The organism is Pseudomonas migulae NBRC 103157 (assembly GCF_002091715.1).
Taxonomy (GTDB): domain Bacteria; phylum Pseudomonadota; class Gammaproteobacteria; order Pseudomonadales; family Pseudomonadaceae; genus Aquipseudomonas; species Aquipseudomonas migulae_A.
Window position 1 is genome coordinate 85,537 of sequence record NZ_BDAG01000004.1, and the last position, 19,812, is coordinate 105,348.

Annotated in this window: 20 protein-coding genes and 2 pseudogenes; 15 read left to right on the forward strand and 7 right to left on the reverse strand. The window is 58.9% G+C overall.

Going from position 1 to position 19,812, the window contains the following annotated elements; translation table 11 throughout:
- The first annotated feature begins 52 nt into the window (after nucleotides 1-52).
- The 3 genes from fdhD (at nucleotide 53) to PMI01S_RS05065 (ending at nucleotide 4,073) form a co-directional block, all read left to right on the forward strand.
- On the forward strand, nucleotides 53-892 hold the full coding sequence (gene fdhD / locus PMI01S_RS05055) for a formate dehydrogenase accessory sulfurtransferase FdhD (RefSeq protein WP_084318269.1): 840 nt from the start codon (nucleotides 53-55) through the stop codon (nucleotides 890-892).
- A complete protein-coding gene (locus tag PMI01S_RS05060; protein WP_084318270.1) occupies nucleotides 889-3,237 on the forward strand; it encodes an FdhF/YdeP family oxidoreductase in 2,349 nt (782 codons plus the stop codon). Before fdhD ends, PMI01S_RS05060 begins: the two co-directional genes overlap by 4 nt.
- Nucleotides 3,238-3,596: 359 nt before the next feature.
- Nucleotides 3,597-4,073, forward strand: coding sequence for a glycine zipper domain-containing protein (locus tag PMI01S_RS05065; RefSeq protein WP_084318271.1), 477 nt, complete (start codon nucleotides 3,597-3,599; stop codon nucleotides 4,071-4,073).
- Nucleotides 4,074-4,142: 69 nt separating this feature from the next.
- Here the strand turns inward: PMI01S_RS05065 and PMI01S_RS05070 are convergent, their stop codons facing one another.
- The 4 genes from PMI01S_RS05070 to PMI01S_RS05085 all read right to left on the reverse strand — a co-directional run bounded on the left by PMI01S_RS05070 (nucleotide 4,143) and on the right by PMI01S_RS05085 (nucleotide 8,928).
- Complete coding sequence (locus tag PMI01S_RS05070) at nucleotides 4,143-4,574, reverse strand: acyl-CoA thioesterase (RefSeq protein WP_084318272.1); 432 nt, start codon at nucleotides 4,572-4,574, stop codon at nucleotides 4,143-4,145.
- 176 nt (nucleotides 4,575-4,750) lie between these two features.
- A complete protein-coding gene (locus PMI01S_RS05075; RefSeq protein WP_084318273.1) occupies nucleotides 4,751-5,977 on the reverse strand; it encodes a 3-hydroxyacyl-CoA dehydrogenase in 1,227 nt (408 codons plus the stop codon).
- A 228-nt stretch (nucleotides 5,978-6,205) separates the two neighbouring features.
- Nucleotides 6,206-8,140, reverse strand: coding sequence for a RecQ family ATP-dependent DNA helicase (locus PMI01S_RS05080; protein ID WP_084318274.1), 1,935 nt, complete (start codon nucleotides 8,138-8,140; stop codon nucleotides 6,206-6,208).
- 284 nt (nucleotides 8,141-8,424) lie between these two features.
- Nucleotides 8,425-8,928, reverse strand: a complete 504-nt coding sequence (locus PMI01S_RS05085) for a polysaccharide deacetylase (protein ID WP_084318275.1) — start codon at nucleotides 8,926-8,928, stop codon at nucleotides 8,425-8,427.
- A gap of 295 nt (nucleotides 8,929-9,223) precedes the next feature.
- Here PMI01S_RS05085 and PMI01S_RS05090 point away from each other — a divergent pair, with 295 nt between their 5' ends.
- From PMI01S_RS05090 to PMI01S_RS05125, 8 genes and pseudogenes are all read left to right on the forward strand, one after another.
- Nucleotides 9,224-9,499, forward strand: coding sequence for a hypothetical protein (locus PMI01S_RS05090; protein WP_084318276.1), 276 nt, complete (start codon nucleotides 9,224-9,226; stop codon nucleotides 9,497-9,499).
- A gap of 64 nt (nucleotides 9,500-9,563) precedes the next feature.
- Nucleotides 9,564-9,743, forward strand: coding sequence for a type II toxin-antitoxin system RelB family antitoxin (relB, locus tag PMI01S_RS05095; RefSeq protein ID WP_090473877.1), 180 nt, complete (start codon nucleotides 9,564-9,566; stop codon nucleotides 9,741-9,743).
- A gap of 171 nt (nucleotides 9,744-9,914) precedes the next feature.
- The gene (locus tag PMI01S_RS05100; RefSeq protein ID WP_084318277.1) at nucleotides 9,915-10,211 is read left to right on the forward strand and encodes a hypothetical protein; all 297 of its coding nucleotides are present in this window, start codon (nucleotides 9,915-9,917) and stop codon (nucleotides 10,209-10,211) included.
- Nucleotides 10,212-10,322: 111 nt separating this feature from the next.
- Nucleotides 10,323-10,478, forward strand: a pseudogene (locus PMI01S_RS05105) (YhfG family protein); the annotation flags it as partial.
- A gap of 88 nt (nucleotides 10,479-10,566) precedes the next feature.
- On the forward strand, nucleotides 10,567-10,920 hold the full coding sequence (locus tag PMI01S_RS05110) for a DUF1493 family protein (RefSeq protein ID WP_084318279.1): 354 nt from the start codon (nucleotides 10,567-10,569) through the stop codon (nucleotides 10,918-10,920).
- 204 nt (nucleotides 10,921-11,124) lie between these two features.
- Complete coding sequence (locus PMI01S_RS05115; RefSeq protein WP_084318280.1) at nucleotides 11,125-11,619, forward strand: helix-turn-helix domain-containing protein; 495 nt, start codon at nucleotides 11,125-11,127, stop codon at nucleotides 11,617-11,619.
- Nucleotides 11,616-12,887, forward strand: coding sequence for a type II toxin-antitoxin system HipA family toxin (locus PMI01S_RS05120; protein WP_084318281.1), 1,272 nt, complete (start codon nucleotides 11,616-11,618; stop codon nucleotides 12,885-12,887). Before PMI01S_RS05115 ends, PMI01S_RS05120 begins: the two co-directional genes overlap by 4 nt.
- A 102-nt stretch (nucleotides 12,888-12,989) precedes the next feature.
- Complete coding sequence (locus PMI01S_RS05125) at nucleotides 12,990-13,844, forward strand: DMT family transporter (RefSeq protein WP_084318282.1); 855 nt, start codon at nucleotides 12,990-12,992, stop codon at nucleotides 13,842-13,844.
- A 60-nt stretch (nucleotides 13,845-13,904) separates the two neighbouring features.
- Here PMI01S_RS05125 and PMI01S_RS05130 read toward each other — a convergent pair whose 3' ends face one another.
- On the reverse strand, nucleotides 13,905-15,446 hold the full coding sequence (locus PMI01S_RS05130) for a phosphoenolpyruvate carboxykinase (RefSeq protein ID WP_084318283.1): 1,542 nt from the start codon (nucleotides 15,444-15,446) through the stop codon (nucleotides 13,905-13,907).
- Between the two features lie 179 nt (nucleotides 15,447-15,625).
- Complete coding sequence (gene hslO / locus PMI01S_RS05135) at nucleotides 15,626-16,528, reverse strand: Hsp33 family molecular chaperone HslO (RefSeq protein ID WP_084318284.1); 903 nt, start codon at nucleotides 16,526-16,528, stop codon at nucleotides 15,626-15,628.
- A 101-nt stretch (nucleotides 16,529-16,629) separates the two neighbouring features.
- On the opposite strand from hslO, the pseudogene PMI01S_RS31965 reads away from it, so the two are divergent.
- Nucleotides 16,630-16,854, forward strand: a pseudogene (locus tag PMI01S_RS31965) (phosphatase PAP2 family protein); the annotation flags it as partial.
- A gap of 160 nt (nucleotides 16,855-17,014) precedes the next feature.
- Here the strand turns inward: PMI01S_RS31965 and PMI01S_RS05145 are convergent.
- Nucleotides 17,015-17,422: an RNA-binding S4 domain-containing protein gene (locus tag PMI01S_RS05145; protein WP_017335914.1), complete on the reverse strand. Its 408-nt coding sequence runs from the start codon at nucleotides 17,420-17,422 to the stop codon at nucleotides 17,015-17,017.
- A 116-nt stretch (nucleotides 17,423-17,538) separates the two neighbouring features.
- Between PMI01S_RS05145 and rimA the strand changes: the two genes are divergently transcribed.
- Genes rimA through rimK form a run of 3 tightly spaced genes read left to right on the forward strand, consistent with a single transcriptional unit; the run spans nucleotide 17,539 to nucleotide 19,716 of the window.
- Nucleotides 17,539-18,318 (forward strand): S6 modification regulatory phosphodiesterase RimA, encoded by a 780-nt coding sequence (rimA, locus tag PMI01S_RS05150; protein ID WP_084318286.1) that lies wholly within the window; start codon nucleotides 17,539-17,541, stop codon nucleotides 18,316-18,318.
- Between the two features lie 16 nt (nucleotides 18,319-18,334).
- Nucleotides 18,335-18,814, forward strand: a complete 480-nt coding sequence (gene rimB, locus PMI01S_RS05155; protein ID WP_084318287.1) for a retropepsin-like aspartic endopeptidase RimB — start codon at nucleotides 18,335-18,337, stop codon at nucleotides 18,812-18,814.
- Nucleotides 18,811-19,716: a 30S ribosomal protein S6--L-glutamate ligase gene (gene rimK / locus PMI01S_RS05160; RefSeq protein WP_007949201.1), complete on the forward strand. Its 906-nt coding sequence runs from the start codon at nucleotides 18,811-18,813 to the stop codon at nucleotides 19,714-19,716. The genes rimB and rimK overlap by 4 nt, the downstream gene beginning before the upstream one ends.
- The last annotated feature ends 96 nt before the right edge of the window (nucleotides 19,717-19,812 follow it).

Sequence of the window (19,812 nt, forward strand, 5' to 3'; positions counted from 1 at the left end):
CGACAACTTGACGCGCATAGGCTTAAACCTGACCAAACCGTCGGTGATGCTCATGAACGCCAAGCGTCCTGTTTGTGCGGCGCCAGCCCTCGAAACGCCCGCGCCCTCCGCCAGCCAAACGTACAGTTACAGCGATCTTCAATACGTCGAATCGGCCAGCACCGCGCTGGCGGAAGAAGTTGCGCTGGCGATTGCCTATAACGGCATCAGCCAGGCGGTGATGCTGGTGACACCGACAGACCTGGAAGACTTCATCGTCGGTTTCAGCCTCGGCAGCGGCATCATCCAGGACGCTTCCGACATTTATGACCTGCAACTCAGCGGCTCGGGGTCGGCGCAATACGCGCAAGTGACCATCGCCAACCGCGCCTTCTGGAACCTCAAGCAGCAGCGTCGGCAACTGGCCGGCACCAGCGGTTGCGGGCTCTGTGGCGTGGAAGCGGTCGAGCAGGCCTTGCCGGATCTCGAGGTGTTGCCCGGCGCGCCCCTTCCGCCCGCCGAATGGCTCGACGGCCTGCGCCAGCGCATCGGCGCGTTCCAGCCACTCGGTCAGCATTGCGGCGCCGTGCATGCGGCAGTGTTCATGAACGCCAATGGCGAATTGCTGCTGGGTCGCGAAGACATTGGCCGACACAACGCCCTCGACAAGCTGATTGGCGGGCTGATCCGGCAAAAAATACCAACCACCGGCGGCCTGGCGATTGTCACCAGCCGTTGCAGCCTGGAACTGATCCAGAAAGTGTTGCGCGCAGGCATCCAGACCCTCGTCAGCCTGTCGGCGCCCACCGGCCTTGCCGTGCAATGGGCCCGTCGTCACAACTTAAACCTTATCCATTTGCCACAGAAGAATGCGCCGCGGGTCTATAGCCCAGCGTTGGAGAATCAAGCGTGAGTCAACACCGTCAAGCCGACCAGACACCCGTCCCCCGTTACAAGCCCTACAAAGGCCCGGCCGGTGGCTGGGGCGCGCTGATCAGCGTTGCCCAGGCCTGGTTGACCAGCGACAACGCGCTGAAAAACCTGCGCATGATGCTCAAGACCAATAAGAACGGCGGGTTCGACTGCCCCGGTTGCGCCTGGGGCGATTCCAATGAAGCCGGCATGGTGGCGTTCTGCGAAAACGGTGCCAAAGCGGTGAACTGGGAAGCGACCAAACGCCGTGTCGACGGCAAGTTCTTCGCCAAACACAGCGTCACTCAGTTGCTGGAGCAGAGCGACTACTGGCTTGAATATCAGGGCCGCCTGACCGAGCCATTGAGGTACAACGCCGAAACCGATCGCTACCAACCGATCAGCTGGGATGATGCGTTTGCCCTGATCGCCAAGCATCTGCGCGGTTTGTCGAGCCCGAATCAGGCCGAGTTCTATACCTCGGGGCGTGCCAGCAACGAAGCGGCGTACCTCTATCAGTTGTTCGTGCGCGCCTATGGCACCAACAACTTCCCCGACTGCTCGAACATGTGCCACGAGGCCAGCGGTGTCGCGTTGGCGCAGAGCGTTGGCGTCGGCAAAGGCACCGTGACCTTCGACGACTTCGAACACGCCGATGCGATTTTCGTCTGGGGCCAGAACCCCGGCACCAACCACCCGCGGATGCTCGAACCGCTGCGTGAAGCGGTCAAACGTGGCGCACAAGTGGTGTGCATCAACCCGCTGAAAGAGCGGGGGCTGGAGCGTTTCCAGCACCCGCAACACCCGATCGAAATGCTCACCAATGGCGACAAGCCGACCAATACCGCGTACTTCCGTCCGGCACTGGGCGGCGACATGGCGATCATGCGCGGCATGGCCAAGTTCCTGCTGCAATGGGAGCGCGATGCGCAGAAGGCGGGTGAGCCTGCGGTGTTCGACCACGACTTCCTCAATGAACACAGCGTCAACGTGCTGGACTACCTGAGCATCGTCGACGACACGTCGTGGGAACAGATCGTCGAGCAATCCGGCCTGCCCCTTGTCGAGATCGAAAAAGCTGCGCGCATGTACGCCAAGGGCAAGAACGTCATCATGTGTTGGGCCATGGGCATTACCCAGCATCGTCATTCGGTGGCGACCATCCAGGAAATTGCCAACCTGATGCTGCTGCGCGGCAACATCGGCCGGCCGGGCGCAGGCCTGTGCCCGGTGCGGGGCCACAGTAACGTGCAGGGCGACCGGACCATGGGCATCAACGAGCGTCCGCCGGTGGCGTTCCTCGACGCCCTGGAACGTCGCTTCCAGTTCAAGGTGCCGCGTGAAAACGGCCACAACGTGGTTGAAGCGATTCACGCCATGGCCGAAGGTCGGGCAAAAGTGTTCATCGCCCTGGGCGGCAACTTCGCCCAGGCCACCCCCGACAGTCCACGGACCTTCAAGGCTCTGAGCAATTGTGACCTGACCGTGCAGATCAGCACCAAGCTCAACCGCAGCCACCTGGCCCACGGTAAAGACGCGCTGATCCTGCCGTGCCTGGGCCGGACCGACATCGACCGGCAAACCGAAGGCCCTCAGGCAGTGACCGTCGAAGACTCGTTCAGCATGGTCCACGCCTCCAATGGCCAGTTGGAGCCGCTGTCGAACCAGATGCGCTCGGAGCCAGCGATTCTTGCCGGTATCGCGGCCGCCACGCTGGGCAGCCACCCGGTGGACTGGAACTGGCTGGTGGCGGACTACAGCCGCATCCGCGACCTGATTGCCGACACCATTCCCAACTTCAAGAACTTCAACGAGAAGATCAAGAACCCTGGTGGTTTTTACCTCGGCAACAGTGCCGGTGCGCGTAAATGGAACACCGCGTCAGGCCGGGCCAATTTCCGACCGAACGTATTGCCCAAGGACCTGGTGCACGAGCGCACTCGCGCCACTGGCGTATTGCCGGACCTGATCCTGCAGTCGATGCGTTCCCACGATCAATACAACACGACCATCTATGGCCTGAATGACCGTTACCGCGGTGTGAAAGGTCAGCGCGACGTGTTGTTCGTCAACGAAGCCGACATCATTCGCCTGGGCTTCAAGCCTGGCCAGAAGGCCGACATCGTGTCGATCTGGGACGATGGCGTTGAGCGCCGGGTGAAGGGCTTCACGCTGCTGGCGTTTGATATTCCTGCTGGGCAGGCTGCCGCGTATTATCCGGAAGTGAACCCGCTGGTGCCGCTGGAGAGCACCGGGGACGGCAGCCATACGCCGACGTCGAAGTTTGTCGCGATTCGGTTGGAAGCGGCGAGTGAGACTGGGTTGATCATGGCGAAGTCGGCATAATGCTTCGCCTGATCTGACGCAATCGCGAGCAAACCCGCTCCCACAGGATTTGTGTGTTGAACACAATAACTGTGACCCACAGAGATCTCTGTGGGAGCGGGCTTGCCCGCGAAAGCGTTTGACCTGCCAACTCTTATCTCGACACTGTTCCAGCACTTTCCAAACGCCCACAAAAAAGGCCGTTTTTTCACAAAAACGGCCATTCCGAAGTAGCTAAAGACCGGCGAAAAACACTTAAGTTCCAGCCAAAAAACAGCAACTTAGGTATATTTTCTGAAGTCGTGTCATTCGTCGGATATCGATTGTAAGCACCGCGCCTCAGCCTCAGGATCGCGCCGTCATCCCCTTGAGGTTCCTCTATGAAGTTCTCCTCGATTCTCTTGTTGTCCCTTGGCCTGGTCAGTGGCTTCGCTTCTGCCGGAGGCACCACCGAAGCAGGTGTGGGCGGCGCATTGGGCGGGGTTTTGGGCTCGGTCGTCGGTCAATCGTTAGGCGGCAACACAGGTTCAACCATTGGCGCAGCCCTGGGCGGCGCGGGTGGTAGCGCAGTCGGCGCAGACAAACGCAGCCGTGGCGAAGCAGCCATTGGCGGTGCGTTGGGCGCAGCGGGCGGTAACGTGGTCGGCCGCAGCATGGGCGGCACCACCGGCAGCCTGATCGGCTCCGCAGCAGGCGGCGGCGCCGGTGGCGCGCTGGGTAACTACATGGGTAACAAGAGCGATGACTACGATGATGATCGTCGTGGCCGTGGCGATCGCCGTTACTACCGTGATGGTCACCATGATCGTGGCCACCACTACGGTCACCGCAAGCACAAGCATCGCTATCGCGACTGAGGCTTGAATCGCCTCGCTTACCGGTAGATCAAAAAATCGCAGCCCTCGGGCTGCGATTTTTTTTGCCCCTCAAACCACCAACCGCTCCAGCGCCCCGCGTAAACCGACAGGAATCGCCACCGGCTGATTCGACGTCCGATCCACAAACACATGCACGAAACGCCCCGCCGCACAGGCTTCGTCTTCGCCGGCCTTGAACACCGCCAGCTCGTATTGCACAGAGCTGTTGCCCAACTTGCCCACCCGCAAACCGATCTCGATCCGGTCGGGGAAAGCGATGGAGGCAAAGTAATCACACGCCGAACTCACGACAAAACCCACGACTTCGCCGTCATGAATATCCAGGCCGCCGACTTCGATCAGATAAGTGTTCACCGCTGTGTCGAAGAAGCTGTAGTAGGTGACGTTGTTGACGTGACCGTAGGCATCGTTGTCGTGCCAGCGAGTGGTGATGGGCTGGAAATGCGGGTAATCGGTGCGTTGGGGCGTCGGGTTGGACATCAATGTCGGTTCCTTGAGTGGGACTGCGAGTTTAAGGCGAAAACCGCGTTATCGTTCTTCGCGAGCAAGCCCGCTCCCACAAGGGATCGTGGTTCATCCACAAACTCTGTGTTCACAGAAGATCAACTGTGGGAGCGGGCTTGCTCGCGAAGACGCCGGCACAGGCGCTGGGCCAATCACCTGTCAGCAAACCCCTTCCCCACCGCCGCCAACTCCCCAATCAACCGCGCCGGCTGCCAGTGATCGCCTTGCCGGGTTTCAAGCGCCAACAACCGCTGATGAATATCCGCCAACCCCTGCTGATCCGCCCAGGCCATCGGCCCGCCCTTGTCCGCCGGAAAGCCATAGCCGTTGAGGTACACCAGGTCGATGTCGTGCGCCGATTCGGCAATCCCTTCCTGAAGAATCTTCGCCCCCTCGTTGACCAGTGCCAGCAAACAGCGCTCCAGAATTTCCTCAGGCCCGATCTCGCGACGCTGGAAGCCCAATCCTTCGCTGACTGCCAGCACCAGCGCATCCACCTCCACATCGTGCTCAGCCTGGCGACTGCCCGCTTCGTAGTGGTAATAACCGTTGCCACTCTTCTGGCCGAAACGCCCCAGTTCGCACAGGCGATTATCCACCTGAACCTGCGGCGCATCCTGCCCGACACCGGCCAGTTCCCGCGCGCGCCATTGCAGGTCGATACCGACCACATCGAACATGCGAAACGGCCCCATCGCGAAACCGAAGCCCTGCAGCGCCGCATCCACCTGATAGGGATAAGCGCCCTCAAGCAGCATCTTGCGCGCTTCGAGCACATAGGTATTGAGCATGCGATTGCCGATGAAGCCCTCGCAGTTGCCCGACACGACGCTGACCTTGCCCATGCGCTTACCCAGTTCCAGCGCGGCATCCAGCACTGCCGGCGCAGTCTGTGCGCCACGAACGATTTCCAGCAATTTCATGATGTGCGCCGGGCTGAAGAAATGCAGGCCCAGCACTTGTTGCGGACGGCGAGTGGCCGCGGCGATCGCGTCGATATCCAGCGCCGACGTGTTGCTGGCGAGAATGGCTTCGGGCTTGAGCAGGCCATCCAGTTCGCGGAATATTTTCTGCTTGAGCTCAAGGTTTTCGTACACCGCTTCAATCACCAGATCGACATCGCGGATCGCCGCGTAATCGGCAGCCGCCGAGATCCGTGCAACACGAGCGTCGGCCTCGGCCTGATCGATCCGCCCCTGACGCACGTTGTGCGCGCAGGTCTCGGCCACGGTGGCCAGAGCCTGCTCAAGCATCTGCGGATTGTTATCGACCCACTGCACCGGCACCCCGGCGTTGGCCAGGCACATGACAATGCCACGGCCCATGGTGCCCGCCCCGATCACGGCGGCGCGCTGAATGTTGAACGGTGTCTGGCTCATGGTTGTTCTCTTGTTGGCGATCCAAAGACAGCCCTCACCATAGTCAGCCACCGGGCTTTTTAGAAATTTATTCCTGTGATGGGGGACATTCAGCGGATGGATGCGCCTCAGCCAGACACTGAGATCCCTGTGGGAGCGGGCTTGCTCGCGAAAGCGGTGTATCAGCCGTCATCAATGTTGAATGAAAAACCGAATTCGCGAGCAGGCCCGCTCCCACAAGGTCACCGTTCATTTGGGTAAATGCGCTTCAGCCCACCCTCGCACTTCGCCATACGGATAATCCTCCAGCACCCCAAACCCCGAAATCGAGCGTACCTTGAGCTTGGTAAACAGCGGCACACTGATCCCGCACAAAAACCGCGTCACGCGCTCGGCTGAGGGAATACTGCCGACGTGCTGTTCATGCTTGTGGATAAAATCACCGCACAGCGCCTCGAAGTTTTTATCCACAAGCGCCGGTAACTCGGGTGGTGCGGGCAATCGCGCCACGTTCCCGTGACACACCGAACAATGCCCGCACTGCTGCGGCGCGTTTTCGTCGCCGAAATACTCGGCCAAGCGATAACCCAGGCAGACGTCAGTGGCGAACAGATCCAGCATGGCGTGGATCCGCGCGATCTCGGTGCGTTCGTGCTGGGTGAAACAGGCATGCAGTTCGGCACTCAACGCCTGACTGTCGAAGTCCGTTTGCAACAGGCTGTAGACCTCGGTCATCTGCTTGCTTTCCAGCTCGACCCAGCCTTTCTCCTGGAAATAATCCAGTGCCTTGACCACCCGATCGCGCTCGGCCCGATGCTGCTCGTACAACGCATCGAAATTAACCGTGGCCCAGGTCCGCGCCCGAGTGGACGTCTGGATGATTGCCGCCACGAAGTCCTTGCGCTCACCTTCGAAGCGGGCGAGCACGTCTTCCGGCTCCTGCAAATACTTGAAACGGTATTCGGCGTAATAGGCGTAACGCGGGGCGATGATTCCACGCAGCTCCAATTGCACCAGCAAGGTCTTTAGCGGTAGCTGGCGGATGTTGCTCTGGTCCGCCAACGGCCCCAGCAGAAACTCCCATTGCCCCTCAGGCGCAGTGGCTTGCAATTCGTCGAGCACGTGACGGATGCCGTCCCGTTCCGGCGTGTCGCCGTAGACGAAGTTTTCCAGCACGTTGAGGCTGTCGCGGTTGGCCAGTACCAGGCAGTCCGATGGCTGTCCGTCACGCCCGGCGCGACCGATTTCCTGACTGTAGTTTTCGATGGATTTGGGCAGGTCGAAATGCACCACGTTGCGGATGTCACTCTTGTCGATGCCCATGCCAAACGCGATGGTCGCGACGATGCAATTGGACTGTCCGCCCATAAAGCGCTTTTGAATCGCTTCCCGTTGTTCATGGGGCAAACCGGCGTGATACGCCTCGGCCTGCACGCCGTTACGCCCCAAGTGTTCGGCGATGTGCTCGGCGGTTTTCTGCAGGGTGACGTAGACGATACTCGGCTGGCCGGGACGTTCACGCATCCATTCGACCAGGCGTCGGCGTTTGTCGGGACCGCGCACCGGCTCCACCAGTAAATTGAGGTTCGGCCGATAGAAGCCGGTGGTGACCACGTCTTCAGGGGCGATGGCGAATTTGGCCTGCATATCCGCGATCACTTTCGGGGTCGCAGTGGCGGTCAGCAGCAACGCTTGAGGGATGTTGAACTGACGCTGGTAGTCCGGAAGCTTGAGGTAGTCGGGGCGGAAGTTATGGCCCCACTCCGAGATGCAATGCGCCTCATCCACCACCAACAGTGAGATCGGCACTTGCTGCAAGAAATTGCGAAAGCGCTCGTTCTTCAGACGCTCCACGGAAATCATCAGAATCTTCAACTCGCCGGACTTGGCGCGGGCCATCACATCGCTGGCGTCGTCGCGGCTCTGGGCCGAATCGATACTGCCCGCCGCGATACCGTGTCGCTGCAGAAACGCCAATTGATCCTGCATCAACGCCAGCAGCGGCGAGACCACCAGCGTCAGGTGCGGCAGCAACACCGCCGACATCTGGTAACACAGGGACTTGCCTGAACCCGTGGGAAAAATCGCCGCCGCCGAGCGCCCGGCCAACACCGCGCTGATCGCCGCCTCCTGGCCGGGCCGAAACTGTGGATAACCGAAAACCTGTTCCAGGGTGTTGTGCATAAGCTGTCACTCCGTTGACCGCTGCGAAGCCCAAAGCCTAGCCGGCGATCGCAGCGAGTCGAGAAAAGGTCGGGGTCAAAAACGATACGGGATGATACAGCGGATGGTGCGGGGGGATGGCGGGGCTTGAGGAATTGGGCGATGGGCTGGCCTCATCGCGAGCAAGCCCGCTCCCACAGGTGATCTTCAGTGAACCCGGGGGTTGTGTACGACCCAAAACCCTTGTGGGAGCGGGCTTGCTCGCGAAGAGGCCAGCAAAAACACTGCAAAAACATCGGGCAAACTCAGGGCACCAACACCGCCACCCGCAGCTGCTCATTCAACGCCTGCTCATGAAACACCTGACTCTTGCTCGCCCAAGCCGCATGAGCCGGGCTGATTTCGCCAGTGAACGCCGCCGCCAACTGACGCAAATCAGCGACGCTTCGCACACGCGGGCAGAACGGTTCGCCGTCGCAGTTCTGGCTGGCGTTACGGTAGGTGGTCAGCAATCGATCCCACAAGCCATCACGCACCTGTCGCACAGACTTGAGCTTAACCGCCTGCACGCCCAGACGCTGCTTCAGACCCTGTTCGTCCAGCGCTTCACTGGCCAGCAGCGCCTTGCCGAACATCAACACATCGGCGCGGGACGCGGTGTCCATGTTCGCCTGAGTGGTGAGGGCGTCCGGCCAGCCGGTGCGGTCCATGTTGGCCAGCACCATCGAGTTACCCGCGTCAGCCGCGCCCGTCAAACGACAAACACCCGCCCATAACAACAAAACCGAGGCCATACGTAGCCACTGCATACCTAATTCCCTTTAAGTGCTTAACCAGGCATTTTCGAAATGCCCTACAGATTCTGGCGCGCACGATACAGAGGTTTGCTGCGCTGCGCCTGACAAACACGTAGGAAAATTCACCAGTAAGGGTTTTGATTAAAAAAACCTCGGGAAACGCGTAGGGCGAATGCCCGAAGACCAGTAAATCCCCTACAAGCTGTGTCGATTGCGCCCGTATTGCCGCATCGCGTCGTCCGCTTCATAGTTTTCGGCGCGGCTGAAACAGTGTCGGCCTGCCAGACTTCCTACAGGACTGACCCAGATGCAAGACCGCTATTGCCCACTCAAAAGCCGCTACAGCGACACCCCGATCCTGGTCATTGATACCGAGGCCGACCCACACGAAATCCTCGACGCCGCCCGCCAACGCATCCGCGCCGCCAGCGACCTGCTCGAAACGCTGTACTGCCTGTGCTTCAAACAGGCGGACGCCAGCGACATCCCCAACATCGTCAACGCGCTCTACCTGCTGACCCAGGACGGCAACGAACTCCTCGAAATCGCCCGCCAACGCCTCCCGAAAATCACCACTGGTTAATGCCCTACCACCTACCCCTGTGGGAGCGAGCCTGCTCGCGATGAACGATAACGCGGTGAACCTGATGAAAACCAAAATCCCCGAAACTCAACTATCGCCAGAAGAAAAAGCAGCCTACGACGCATGGTTCCGAGCCCAGGTACAAGCCAGCCTCGACGACCCACGTCCAAGCGTTTCAAATGAAGAAGCCAAGCGACTAATGGCGGCCAAACGAGAGAAAATTAAGAAAGCGATAAGTCCGTAGGCAACGCCCTATCAAAGCTTCGTCCCGGTCCTACAACAGAAGACACCTTGTCGCCTATCGCCAACTGGAACTCGTATCTATAGTCGGACTGTCGCTGCCAATTCAGCCGACTCGGGCTTGGTCACCCGAAAAGAGAGAGCTCACTTTCCCATTACGTTGAGGTGTTCTTCAGTGACCACATTAAATCCGTTTCCAAGCCGCTACCGCCCACTCAAAACAAACCTGACCGATACCCCGGCGCTGATCATCGACACAGAGGCCAACCCCCAAGACCTCCTCGAAGCAGCCCTCCAGCGTGTCCGAGCCTCCAGCGAACTACTCCGAACCCTGCACTGCCAATCCTTCGAACAAGGCGATCTCGAAGACATCCCGCATATCACCCACGCGCTCTACCTGTTGGCCCAAGACGGCTGCGACCTGCTCACGGTCGCCCAACAACGAATGATGGGCTGGAAAGCTCCTGCCTGACGCCCAGCACCAACAGGCAAGCCGCGCCCTTGTGGGAGCTGGCTTGCCTGCGATGAACACGACGCATAATTTCGGCCCAGAACAGGCCAGCTAGCAGCACGGAAAATCGTGATGAGCGAACTAACCTTCAAACAAAAACAAGCACACTACGAAAACGTCCGCCGTTCAAACTACTTGGCGAGCCTACGGCTCGCAGGATTCGACACGTCGCCAGCAGATCTCAACCAACCACTTCCGACACGAAAAGAAGTGCTCGCCAAATATCGACAAGACGAGCCGTCAAAATTTGCTCCCGTCCTTCCCCCCAAACCTGACGACCAATAAGATCCGCCCAAGCCCAACCGGACGCACCCGAATGATCCTCGCCCCCAACTTCCCCGACGACCACACCATGCACCTGCTCATGCAGTTGCTACACGAAGAACTCGGCCTGCCCGAACGCAAAACCATCAGCCTCGCCACCTCGATCAACTTCGATTTGAGCTGCGACGGCGCTGACGCCCGGCAACTGATGGAAGCGCTGGAAGAACAGTTCGGTATCGACTTCGTGGACTACGATGCCTATCGCTACTTTCAGCCGGAAGGGTTCGATGTGCTTCTCAAGCGAAGGGCAAAGGGTCGCGGCGAGAAAGTCCCACTAACCATTGGCATGCTTTACCAAGCCGTAAAGTCGCAACGCTGGGATACCCAAACGCTTGAAGGCCTCTAGCGGAGCGCATAAGTAGCATTATTCTGGCTGTTTATCGAAAATTTAGTTGGAATAATGGCAGTTTCAATAAACTGCCTTCCTTGCGTGTCGGCAGCACCGTATGACCAGACAGCACCTTGAAACTCATTGAGGCAGTCCAGCAAATCACCACACAAGTGCTATTATTCTGGCAGTTAACTTCTAAAAGCGAAGGAATAATGGCACATGGCTAAGAAAACAGCGCCCCTGCTGCCAGCCTCATCCAGACTGCTCGCAGAGTTTGGCGAACGACTGAAACTCGCTCGATTACGTCGCAGGCTGACAGCCAAGCAAGTCGCTGAGAGAGCAGGCATGTCACTGACAACGCTTCGCTCCCTTGAGTCCGGCGGCTCAGGCGTGACGATGGGGGCCTATGTTTCTGTGATGCAGGTCCTCGGCCTTGAGAAAGACTTGAGCAAGCTCGCCGAAGCGGATGAGTTGGGACGCCAACTGCAAGATGCGCAATTGATTCCCCGAGCGAACGCAGCAACCAGTAAACGCCAACGAGTGCGCAACGTGATTTCAACGAAAGCGCCGTCCCCCATCCGCGACAGGACGACTGAAGCACTGGAAAACCCTATCTCCGAATTGGATATCGAGGCTGATTTCCCATTGAACACCCAGTCCTTTTCCAGTTTGTTTGACGATAAAAAATCCAGACCCAAGACGGAGAAAAAATGACACTGATCGCGGTGTATGCCGATTGGGAATCGCTGAATGGGCCAAGGCGCCTTGGGTTCCTGCATGCCACTAAGGCTCGCGCTACCAACGTGTTCGAGTTTGAGTACGACACTGCCGCATTGACCGATCCCGAGTTGAACTTCACGACGCTGGATCCCCGCATCAGGCTCTTCGAAGGGCGACAATTCCCTGGACAGCGCCAAACCCGCTTCGGTGTTTTTGCCGACTCAAGCCCGGATCGCTGGGGGCAATTGCTGATGAAGCGCCGACTGGAGCGGGACATTCGCGACGGCTTTGTGCCCAAGGGCAGCAAGCTGTACGAGTCGGACTTCCTGTTAGGTGTTCATGACCTCTATCGAGTCGGTGCTATCCGCTACAAGCTCAATGACGAAGGCCATTTTCTGGATGATCGAGATGGGTTGGCAGCGCCACCCTTTATCGAACTGCGTACGCTGGAGCAGGCAAGTCGAGCGTTGGAAAACGACCCGGACAACACCTCACTCGATGGGCGCGAATGGCTGAGAATGTTGATCGCCCCCGGTGGCTCACTGGGCGGTGCCAGGCCGAAGGCCAGCGTTGCTGACAAAAATGGTCACCTGTGGATCGCCAAGTTTCCGAGCACCCGGGACGACTATGACGTCGGCGGATGGGAATTCGTGGTGAATGTCCTGGCGAATCAATGCGGTCTGCGAGTGGCGAACGGTCTTGCGCAACGCTATGCAAGCGACCATCACTGCTTCATGGTCAAGCGCTTCGACCGCACCGCAACCGGTGGCCGGCTACATTTTGCCTCAGCCATGACCATGACCGATCGCGTGGACGGGGACGACGCATCCGTAGGTGCCAGCTATCTGGAGCTGGCAGAAGTACTCATGAAACACGGCTCGGAAACCGACAAGGATCTTCGAGAGCTGTGGTCGCGCATCGTGTTCAACATCCTGGTCTCGAATACCGACGATCACCTGCGTAACCATGGATTCCTCCTGGATCCCGGTCGTGGCTGGCGACTGTCTGATGCTTACGACATGAACCCTGTGGCACACGCTGATGGGCTGAAGCTCAACATTACCGATGCCGACAATGCTTTGGATCTCGAACTCGCTCGCGAAGTGGCCGAGTACTTTCGGGTTGGCCGCGATGATGCGACAGAGATCATTGAGCGTTTCCAGGGGGTGGTGAGCCAGTGGCCAAAAGTGGCCAACGCAGTGGGGCTGTCGAAGCGCGAGCAGGACAATATGGCGCCTGCATTCCGACTTTCGGGAAATTAATTTTCTGTGGCCATCAAGGCCGAACGCTGGAACACTCCGATGGCTGGAAGCGCCTCTGGCTTCTGCAGCACACACCTATAAGGACATAGCGTGGACGTACTGATGGGTTTACTCGCCGCCTTGCTGTGGGGTGGCACGGATTTTCTGGTGGGTTTGAATGCCCGCGCAGTGGGCGTCAAACGCGCGGTGTATTTCGGTCAGGCGCTGGGATTCAGCATCATGAGCCTGCTGCTGATGGCCTTCCCCGCGTTCATCCTCAAATCGATGTCGGCGCCACTCACTGTCTGGCTGATCGGCATTGTCGCCGCCGTGCTGACCGTGTCAGGTGCCCTCGCCTTATCCAAAGCGTTTGCCCTTGGCAAAGCGTCTATTGTTGCGCCACTGGTGACCTCTTACGGGGTAGTAACGACGTTGCTGTCCTGGGCCGGCGGTGAACAGATCAGCCTGATTCAACTGCTTTGCATTGCTCTGTGCGTGATCGGGGTCATTCTCTCCAGCATTCATTCCGACTCGAAGATTCCACACACGACTCAAGCCACCAGCTCCATTATCTATGCGCTGTTGGCCGCTGTTTTCTACGGCGCCAGCTTCTGGCTGCAAGGTCACTTCGTACTTCCAGTGCTTGGACCGGTGACGATGCTTTGGCTCGCGTATCTGATCGGACTGATCGTGCTGGTGGTCATGGTTCTGAAGATCGAGGATGGTCTGAAAATTCCGCCGTTGAAAAACTGCATGACGCTGACCGGCGCCAGCCTGATGAACCTGGGAGGATTTTCTTCATTCGCCTGGGGCGCGGTGGCTGGATCGGTTTCGGTAGTAACAGTGATCAGCACGCTATCCGGGGGAATCGCGGCGATCCTCGGATATGTGTTCTTCAAGGAGAGACTGGCGAAGATACAGGTGCTTGGCGTGGTTCTGGTATTGGTCGGCGCGTTCGTTTTACATCTGAAAACATGAATCCCGCCCACAAAAAAGCCGCCCTTAAAGGACGGCTTTTTCATTTCGCTAAACCAAGCCTTACAACTTCGGCCCAGCAGCCTTGATCGCGTCGCTCACGTCGAACTTCTTGAAGTTCTCAACGAACAACCCGGCCAGTGCTTTAGCGGCTTCATCATAAGCAGCCTTGTCAGCCCAGGTATTACGTGGGTTCAACAGGCCAGTCTCAACGCCCGGTACGGCCAGTGGCACGTCGAGGTTGATGGTGTCGAGGTGTTCGGTCTCGACACCGATCAACGCGCCGCTCTGGATCGCTGCGATCACGCCGCGCGTGGTCGGGATGTTGAAGCGTTTGCCGACGCCGTAGCCGCCGCCGGTCCAACCGGTGTTGACCAGGTAGACCTTGGAGCCGAAACCGCGGATGCGCTTGATCAGCAGTTCTGCGTATTCGCCGGCCGGACGCGGGAAGAACGGTGCGCCGAAGCAGGTGGAGAAGGTGGACTTGATGCCGCTGCCGGAACCCATTTCGGTCGAGCCCACCAGTGCGGTGTAGCCGGACAGGAAGTGGTAGGCCGCTTGTTCTTCGCTGAGGATCGACACTGGCGGCAGTACGCCGGTCAGGTCGCAGGTCAGGAAGATCACAGCGTTTGGCTCGCCACCGAGGTTTTTCTCGGAACGCTTGGCAACGTGTTCCAGCGGGTAGGCGGCGCGGCTGTTCTGGGTCAGGCTGACGTCGGCGTAGTCGGCGTGCTTGGCCTCGTCGAGCACGACGTTTTCCAGGACGGCGCCGTGCTTGATGGCTTTCCAGATGACCGGCTCGTTCTTCTCGGACAGGTCGATGCACTTGGCGTAGCAGCCGCCTTCGATGTTGAAGACAACGCCTTCGCCCCAACCGTGTTCGTCGTCACCGATCAGGTAACGGCTTTCGTCAGCGGACAGGGTGGTTTTACCGGTGCCGGACAGGCCGAAGAACAGGGTCACGTCGCCCGCTTCGCCGATGTTGGCGGCGCAGTGCATTGGCAGTACGTCGGCAGCCGGCAGCAGGAAGTTCTGCACCGAGAACATGGCTTTTTTCATTTCGCCGGCGTAACGCATGCCGGCGAGCAGCACTTTCTTCTGGGCGAAGTTGATGATCACGCAGCCGTCGGAGTTGGTGCCGTCACGCTCTGGTACGCATTCGAAGTTGGCAACGTTGAGCACTTGCCACTCTTCACGGCCAGCCGGGTTGTACTTTTGCGGGTTGATGAACAGGCAACGACCGAACAGGTTCTGCCAGGCAGTCTGGGTGGTCATCTTCACAGCCAGGTAGTGGTCTTCAGACGCACCTACATGCACGTGGGAAACGAAGTGGTCTTGCGCGTTGTTGAACGCCTCGACGCGAGCCCACAGGGCATCGAACTTGTCGGCCGGGAACTTGCGGTTGATCGGGCCCCAGGCAATGGCGGCCTGGGTGGTCGGCTCTTCAACGATGAAACGATCGACTGGCGAACGGCCGGTACGGTGACCGGTGCGAACAACCAGCGCGCCGGTATCGGCAAGCTCGCCTTCACCGCGATTCAGGGCTTCTTTAACCAGATCATCAACACTCAGATCGGTGTACACGGCGTTATTGGCTTGCGTCATGAGGTTCCCCGTCGGCCAGTGGCCGAGTGCTCCAAACGTTTTGTAGTAGAAAGTCGTGCACTACTACCGCGAAAAAAGTGGGCCGGATTATGCCAGAAAAGCCCAAAAAAAGTAGGGCCCTCCCGTCGTAACGGCGTTATTCCGGCACTATCCAGTGAATTTACCTGCGCTGAACCGTTTTAGTGACGGGTATCTGACGGCGTCTCGACACCCGCGCCAGCGAACAATTGACTGATATCGGCGGCATCGAACAGGTAACGCTGATTGCAGAACTGGCAATCGATCTCGATGTGACCACCGTGTTCGATGACCAGTGCCTGGGCATCTTCCTGACCCAAACTGACCAGTGCATTGGCAGAACGTTCGCGCGAGCAACTGCAACGGAAGCGTAGCTTCTGCACATCGAACAGCCGAACCTGCTCCTCGTGGTAGAGGCGATGGAGCACGGTTTCGTTGTCCAGGCTAAGCAATTCATCGGCCGTCAGGGTGCCGGCCAGTGCAGTGACATGCTGCCAACTGGCGGCGCGCTCTTCTTCGTCTTTCAGACGGTCGGCGGGCAATTGCTGCAGCAACAGGCCGCGGGAGCGACGGCCATCGGCGTACAGCCAGAAACGCGTGCCTACCTGCTGGGACATGACGAAGTAATTAGTGAAACACTCCGACAGGGTTTCGCCATCCAGGTCGACGATGCCCTGATAGCGCTGGCCCTGGGTCGGGTCGACGGTCAGCGCCAATACGCCGTTGGGCATCAGGTCGGCGAGGGTCGCATCGGGGGCGATCTGGTCGGCCTCGTAGCGGGCCAGGCCTCGGATTTCGCGCTCGCTGGAACATTCGATCATCAACAGTGGCACCGGGCCGTCGGAGCGGGCCTGGAGAATCAGCAAACCATCGAACTTCAAGGTGCCGACCAGCAACGACGCCGCGGCCATCAGTTCGCCGAGCAGTTGTTTTACCGGCTCCGGGTAAGCGTGTTTGGCGAGAACTTCGGCGTAGCTGCGCTCCAACGACACCAGCTCGCCGCGGGTGTCGCTGTCATCGAAGATGAAGCGTTGGGTGTAGTCGGTATCCGGTAGCTCGGTCATAGGTCTGGGTATCTGAAGTGATGACAAATAATTGCAAAACGTGAAATTTCGCCTCCACGGCACCATTTCGGTGCGCGATGTTCAGCCAAGGGAGGCATTTTATGAACAATCCGGGTTTGTTCCAAGCAAGGTGGAATGCCCGCCGGTTGGCGTTCTGCAATGTTGTGCCTCTCGCACTGCTGGCCTTCTGTTTATGGCCTACGGGTCAGAGGCAGTGTGTGTTTTTCGACGGGTGGCTGTTTCACCCACTCAATTCGCCGCTGGCGACTAACCCGATATGGCTGCACATCTGGGCAATTGCAAGTCTGCGACCTTTCGATGCGGTCGGCCGATGGTTTCGCGGATGAGGGCGGTGTAGCGCTTCAGCTGGTGACGCGGTGATCCTGAAAGATCGCAGCCTTCGGCAGCTCCTGCATGGGAATGCGTACACCCATAGAAGCTGCCGAAGGCTGCGATCTTTTTGCAGGCAACACACATCTGCCAGCCCTACTCGTCGTTACTGCTCCCACGGAATTTAAACAAGTCCCGCCGCTGTTTCTTGCTCGGCTTGCCATCGGTGCTCACGCCCAACGAACCGGCCTTGCGCATGGCAGCGGCAGCTTCGCGCTTGGCGATGCTGGCTTCGGTTTCGGCGTACAACGCCTGAGCCTCCGGCGCGCCACGACGCACGATCGACAACGCCTGGACCACCACCGTGCGTTCTTCGAACCCGGTACGAATCTGAAACTCGTCACCGATCCGCGGCTCCTTGCCCGGCTTGCAGCGCTCGCCCCGGCAATGCACCTTGCCGCTTTCAATCGCGGCCTTGGCCAAGGCGCGTGTTTTATAAAAACGCGCGGCCCACAACCATTTATCGAGACGGACCTTGTCGTCCTCTTCCTGTTTTTGTGCCACTTGAATTCCTCTTTCCGCCAATAGTCGGAACTGTACTACCGTTTCTGTCGGGCGCAACAACTCGGCCCTCCAGATAGAATGTGATCAAGGCCGGCTCACCGGCATGGAGTGATCGAGTGACTATATTTCCGGCTTCATTGACCTCGCCTCAGGGCAGTTGCCTGGGCTGTCAGCAAAGCGAGCCGCTGGGCTTCGATTTTGCCTTTGCCTACCAACCGATCGTCGACTTGCGGGATCAGTCGGTTTTCGCCCACGAAGCCTTGGTACGCGGTATTGCCGGGGAAGGCGCACTGTCTGTGCTTGATCAGATTACAGAGGCGAATCGCTACCGCTTCGACCAGCTCTGCCGGACTCGAGCCATTGAAGGAGCGGCTCTTCTAAACATGCAGACACACTTATCGATCAACTTCATGCCCAACGCTGTGTACCGCCCGGAACTTTGTATTCGCAGCACGCTGGAGGCCGCGAAAACACACAACTTCCCCATCGAACGCCTGATTTTCGAAACCCTGGAAAGCCAGCACGTAGATAACTATCGCCATTTGACTAATATTCTGCGTGAATACCGCGAATTCGGCTTCAAGACCGCCATCGACGATTTCGGCGCGGGCTACTCGGGGCTCAATCTGCTGGCTGATTTCCAACCGGACCTGATCAAACTCGACATGGCACTGATCCGCGATGTCGACCGCGATCGTGTTCGTCAGGCTATCGTTCGGGGGGTTGTCACAATCTGTGCGGAGTTGGACGTTACAGTCATCGCCGAAGGCATTGAAAGCGCCGGAGAACGGGATTTCCTGGCGGACTGTGGAATTTTTCTGATGCAGGGTTACTGGTTCGCCAAACCTGCATTCAAAGCGTTGGCTCAGGTATCGCCTGAAGCCTGGACGCGATAATCGCCGGTTTTTCCTATTGAAGACATTTGACCATTTGACCGTTATCGGTCTGCGCGAGTGGGTGGCGCTCCCTGATCTGGGGGTCGCGGGCCTGCGGGCAAAAATCGACACCGGCGCCAGCACTTCCAGCCTGCATGCCACCGACATCGAGCCGTTCGAGCGCGAGGGCGAGCGCTGGGTGCGCTTTACCGCGCACCTGGGCACGGTCGTGCAACTGCGGCACCGCCGCTGCGAAGCACCGCTGGTGACGATGAAATCCATCAAAAGCTCCAACGGCCAGGCGCAGAAGCGTTACGTGGTCAGCACCACCCTGGCCCTCGGTGATCGGGTCTGGCGGGTCGAATTCACCCTCGCCTGCCGCAAGTCCATGCGTTATCGCCTGTTACTCGGTTCCAAAGCCCTGATCGACGGCCAGCTGGTGGTCAATCCGGGCATTAAATATGTACAAGACAAGCCGGTGTTCCCGGTATCTACCTCTTCCACAGGTGTTGCATGAAGATCGCTGTGCTGTCGCGGAACCCGCGTCTGTATTCCACTCGTCGTCTGGTCGAAGCCGGTACCGAGCGTGGCCATGAAATGGTGGTGATCGACACCCTGCGCGCCTACATGAACATTGCCAGCCACAAGCCGCAGATCCACTACCGCGGCAAACCGCTGGAAGGCTTCGACGCGGTAATCCCGCGGATCGGGGCGTCGGTGACGTTCTATGGCTGCGCAGTGTTGCGCCAGTTCGAAATGATGGGGGTGTTTCCGCTCAACGAATCGGTGGCCATTGCCCGCTCGCGGGACAAACTGCGTTCGCTGCAATTGCTGTCACGCCGTGGAATCGGTTTGCCGGTCACCGGATTTGCGCATTCCCCGGACGACATTCCCGACCTGATCGACATGGTCAACGGCGCCCCCCTGGTGATCAAGGTGCTGGAAGGCACCCAGGGCATCGGCGTGGTGCTGTGTGAAACGGCGACGGCGGCGGAATCGGTGATCGAGGCGTTCATGGGCCTCAAGCAGAACATCATGGTTCAGGAATACATCAAGGAAGCCGGCGGTGCGGACATTCGCTGCTTCGTGGTGGGCGACAAGGTGATTGCGGCGATGAAGCGACAGGCCAAGCCTGGGGAGTTTCGCTCCAACCTGCATCGCGGCGGCAGCGCCAGTCTGATCAAGATCACGCCGGAAGAGCGCATGACCGCGCTGCGTGCGGCAAAGGTGATGGGTTTGGCGGTGGCGGGCGTGGATATCCTGCGTTCCAATCACGGGCCGCTGGTAATGGAAGTGAATTCTTCGCCGGGGCTGGAAGGGATTGAAACCACCACCGGGAAGAATGTGGCGGGGATCATCATTGAGCATCTCGAGAAAAATGGTGGGCCGAATATGACGCGGACCAAAGGCAAGGGTTAAACCGGAGATTGATGGCGGTCGAGAGGCCGCCTTCGCGAGCAAGCCCGCTCTCACATTAGACCGCGTATCCCTGTGGGAGCGGGCTTGCTCGCGAAG

Excerpts from the sequence above, each read along its gene's own strand:
- fdhD (WP_084318269.1), top strand. The coding sequence starts at position 53 with ATGAACGCCAAGCGTCCTGTTTGTGCGGCGCCAGCCCTCGAAACGCCC.
- PMI01S_RS05120 (WP_084318281.1), top strand. The coding sequence starts at position 11,616 with ATGACACTGATCGCGGTGTATGCCGATTGGGAATCGCTGAATGGGCCA.
- PMI01S_RS05080 (WP_084318274.1), bottom strand. The coding sequence starts at position 8,140 with ATGCACAACACCCTGGAACAGGTTTTCGGTTATCCACAGTTTCGGCCC.
- PMI01S_RS05075 (WP_084318273.1), bottom strand. The coding sequence starts at position 5,977 with ATGAGCCAGACACCGTTCAACATTCAGCGCGCCGCCGTGATCGGGGCG.
- relB (WP_090473877.1), top strand. The coding sequence starts at position 9,564 with ATGAAAACCAAAATCCCCGAAACTCAACTATCGCCAGAAGAAAAAGCA.
- PMI01S_RS05070 (WP_084318272.1), bottom strand. The coding sequence starts at position 4,574 with ATGTCCAACCCGACGCCCCAACGCACCGATTACCCGCATTTCCAGCCC.
- PMI01S_RS05130 (WP_084318283.1), bottom strand. The coding sequence starts at position 15,446 with ATGACGCAAGCCAATAACGCCGTGTACACCGATCTGAGTGTTGATGAT.
- PMI01S_RS05065 (WP_084318271.1), top strand. The coding sequence starts at position 3,597 with ATGAAGTTCTCCTCGATTCTCTTGTTGTCCCTTGGCCTGGTCAGTGGC.
- hslO (WP_084318284.1), bottom strand. The coding sequence starts at position 16,528 with ATGACCGAGCTACCGGATACCGACTACACCCAACGCTTCATCTTCGAT.
- PMI01S_RS05125 (WP_084318282.1), top strand. The coding sequence starts at position 12,990 with ATGGGTTTACTCGCCGCCTTGCTGTGGGGTGGCACGGATTTTCTGGTG.
- PMI01S_RS05090 (WP_084318276.1), top strand. The coding sequence starts at position 9,224 with ATGCAAGACCGCTATTGCCCACTCAAAAGCCGCTACAGCGACACCCCG.
- PMI01S_RS05110 (WP_084318279.1), top strand. The coding sequence starts at position 10,567 with ATGATCCTCGCCCCCAACTTCCCCGACGACCACACCATGCACCTGCTC.
- PMI01S_RS05085 (WP_084318275.1), bottom strand. The coding sequence starts at position 8,928 with ATGCAGTGGCTACGTATGGCCTCGGTTTTGTTGTTATGGGCGGGTGTT.
- PMI01S_RS05115 (WP_084318280.1), top strand. The coding sequence starts at position 11,125 with ATGGCTAAGAAAACAGCGCCCCTGCTGCCAGCCTCATCCAGACTGCTC.
- rimK (WP_007949201.1), top strand. The coding sequence starts at position 18,811 with ATGAAGATCGCTGTGCTGTCGCGGAACCCGCGTCTGTATTCCACTCGT.